Raw genomic sequence first — 3,390 nt, 5'->3', positions numbered from 1 at the left:
TCTGCTGGCTCACAAATAAGAGGACAAATGTGGGTTGAATATAACTTAAAAAGCGATGCAGCAATTGGATTTACAGGAAACAGAACAGTAGCAGCAACATTAGTAGCAAACGTAGAATAAATTTTTATTCTCTTTTTTTTATTTTTCTTAATTTTTGATAATCTTATATTAAACTTATTCTAAAACAATAAAAGCATTTTTAAATTTAAAGCTTTTAATTTTATTAATCTCTAGAAGATTGAGGTGATTGAGAAATGGATATTAAAAATAAGAAAGGACAGGCAGCCATGGAATATTTAATGACTTATGGTTGGGCATTATTAGTAATTGTAATTGTCCTAGCATTGTTATTAATAATTCTTGGTGGATATGTAAAAGGAACTCCATCATGTTTATTTGAAGAAGCAGGATTTGTATGTAATGAGGTAACACCAGTAGTAAAAGGAATTAATGGAAATGTTTACGGAATGTTTCAACATTCATTAAGTGAACCTATTACTATTTTAGAAGTTGCGGTAATACAAGGTCAAAGCAGTAAAGATCAAATACACACTAATTGCTGGAGAACAGCAGGTGGTGTTTTTGGGCCAGGTTATCTTGAATTAGCTCCAAGACAACAAGCAACATTTACTGAATTAGTAACAACTAATGGAATCGGAAATGCAATCCAAGTATGTAATCCAAGTGATGGTTCAATAATTGCATCAATAACCCCAGGTTCTCAAATAAGAGGACAAATGTGGATAAAATACAATCTAAAAAGCGATGCAGCAATTGGATTTACAGGAAACAGAACAGTAGCAGCAACATTAGTAGCAAACGTAGAATAAATTTTTTATTCTCTTTTTTTTTCTTAAAATCTAATTCAAAAATAAATTAAAGCCCTAATAAATAGGTTATTATAGGCATAAGATGTCTACCTTGAATTAAACCAAGACCTCCTTTTGCGCAGTTTTTCTCGTTAAATACCTTTATTCTATCATTAGGTATATCATTTGCATAAATTAAAATTGGAACAGGGTCATTTGTATGTTCACCAACTGTACAAGGAGTTGAATGGTCTCCAGTTATTATTATTGGAGTATTTTTTAAGTTTAATAAAGGTTTTATAGCTTTATCTATTTTTCCAATAAATTCAGCTTTTTTTATGCAATTTTTATCATGCCCAAATACATCTGTTGCTTTAATGTGTAAAAAAACAAAATCATATTTTTTAAGGGCATTAATTGAAGCTTTTACTTTTGCATTTAAATCAGTATTTTCATCTCCAGTAGCTCCCTTTAAATTAATAATATCCATACCTGTATAACAAGCGCACCCTTTATACAAAGCAGCACCTGCAATACAAACAGAGTTCATCCCAAATCTTTCTTTTATTGAAGCAATTGGACAATAATAACCTGGTCCTCTTACTAAAACAATATTAGCAGGCAGTTCTCTTTTTTTATTAAATTGAACTTTTGAAAGTTTTTCAATACTTAATTCTGTAAATTTATTCAAAATATCTGCTGTTTTTTTAGCTTCTTTAGAATTATTAAGGGCTTTACTTTGTAAATATTTTTTGTTCTTCCAATCTGAAACCAACACTCCTTCTTTTGGGTGTGCTGGATCTGTATTAGAGATTTTATGAGATAATCCTTTACCTCTTAAAACTAAAACCCCCCTATGATCTACTGTTTGTTTAAAAATTATCTCAACATTTGGTATCTTAATTGAATTTATTACTTTTTCAAGTTTTTTAGCATCTTTTGTTTTTATTCTTCCTGCTCTTCTATCTAAAACCCCTCCATTTTTAGCTATGGTTGAGAAATTAGCTCTAAAAGCAATATCTCCTTCACATAATTTTATTCCTGCTCCTAATGCTTCTAATGGCCCTCTTCCTTTTAAATAAATTTTAGGATTATAACCTAAAATCTGCAAGTGTGCATCCTCACTTTCTGGTATTCTTTTATCTTCATGAATCTGTAATAAACCACAAGTACCATTTTTTAATAAATAATCCATATTTGGATGTTTTGAATTTAATAAAGCACTATTATTTGATTTTCCACCCAAGCCATCTAAAATCATTAATAAAACTGCCATATAAAAATAAAGAAAAGAAGATTTTAATAGTTAAGCTTTTTTTGAAGTTTTTTTAACTACTTTTTTAATTAAAACAGCTAAAATACCTAATATAATGATAATTAATATTAAACTGACTATTGGATTTGCTGAAGATTTTTCAAGTATTTTTTCTATTATTTGTTTTGCTTCTTCTGGATCCTCATAAACAATACTTTTTGCTCTGTTTATCTCATTTTCAAAAAAAGAATTATTCAATTCTTCTGCTTGTTTGATTAAAGCAAGAGTTTCGTCTATTAAATTTTTTGTATTATTAAATTGTGTTTCTACATTATTAAATTCAACTTCAAAAGAAGATATTGTTTCATTAGAATTATCCAAATCTCCTATATTAAAATATGAGATAGCAACTTCTAATTTATTATCTAAAGAATTAAATGGAATATTTTGTTTATATATCTCAACATTTTGTTTTAAATTATCTAAATCCTCCTGTGCTTGGTCTATCCTAGTTTTTAATAAATCATCGGTTTCTATTATCACTTTTATTGGAATATCATTTTCTAAAAGTATTTGATTTGCTAGATATAAAGAATTTAAAGAATCAATATATAACTCTTCTTTATATGATTCTCTAGCATGTGTTAATTCAACTAAAGAATCAGATAAGTTTAACTGCAATTCATATTTTTTAATTTTATTCTCTGTTTCATTTATTAAAGAAACTAATTCCTTTTTTAATACAGTATTAATTTCCTCTAACTCTTCAAAATAATATTTATCAAATAAATCTAAATAATCCTCAACAGCAGTATAATTTTTTTCTAGATATTTAAAATTAGCATCTTTATAATATTCTTCTAAACCTGAGGTTATTTTAATATCAAATAACTCTGATTGATTAATTATTTTTTCTATATTTTCTAGTTTTTCTTCTGCGTTTATTAATTTTTCATAAACAATGTTTTTAGGCAATTCTAAATTAAAATTATAAATTTGAACTCTACTATTCCCAGAATCTACAATATATATTTTATCATTGTAAAAAAACACATCTTTTGGTTCATCTAAAATATAATTTTCTTCTTGCGGGTCAATAATTTCTAATGGATTTCCTTCAAGATCAAAAACAACAACTCGATTATTGCCTGTATCTGCTACAAAAACAAATTTTTCATTTACAAAAACTCCTTGTGGTTTATTTAATAAAACTCCCCCTCTTCCTTTACCAATATCTTGAAAAAATGTTAAATTTGAATAAAAAACTTCTATCCTGTCATTTCCAGTATCTGCTATATACAATTGATTATCCAGCCCTGCAAAAAT

The 3,390-nt window shown here is 27.1% G+C and carries 3 protein-coding genes; 1 reads left to right on the top strand and 2 read right to left on the bottom strand.

All coding sequences use genetic code 11. From position 1 onward, the window contains the following. The first annotated feature begins 254 nt into the window (after window positions 1–254). Window positions 255–830 carry a hypothetical protein gene (locus WC356_07640; protein MFA5383014.1) on the top strand — a complete coding sequence of 192 codons (576 nt, stop codon included), beginning with the start codon at window positions 255–257 and terminating at the stop codon, window positions 828–830. Between the two features lie 46 nt (window positions 831–876). On the opposite strand, the gene apgM is transcribed toward WC356_07640, so the two are convergent. Both apgM and WC356_07630 read right to left on the bottom strand, forming a co-directional pair. Then, window positions 877–2,085: a 2,3-bisphosphoglycerate-independent phosphoglycerate mutase gene (apgM, locus tag WC356_07635; GenBank protein ID MFA5383013.1), complete on the bottom strand. Its 1,209-nt coding sequence runs from the start codon at window positions 2,083–2,085 to the stop codon at window positions 877–879. Between the two features lie 30 nt (window positions 2,086–2,115). Continuing rightward, a partial coding sequence (locus tag WC356_07630; GenBank protein ID MFA5383012.1) for an NHL repeat-containing protein occupies window positions 2,116–3,390 on the bottom strand: 1,275 nt, incomplete at its 5' end.

Source organism: Candidatus Micrarchaeia archaeon (genome assembly GCA_041653315.1).
GTDB lineage: Archaea > Micrarchaeota > Micrarchaeia > Anstonellales > JAHKLY01 > JAHKLY01.
Note: the sequence above shows the minus strand (reverse complement) of the source record. Positions and strands in the feature narration are given on the sequence as shown.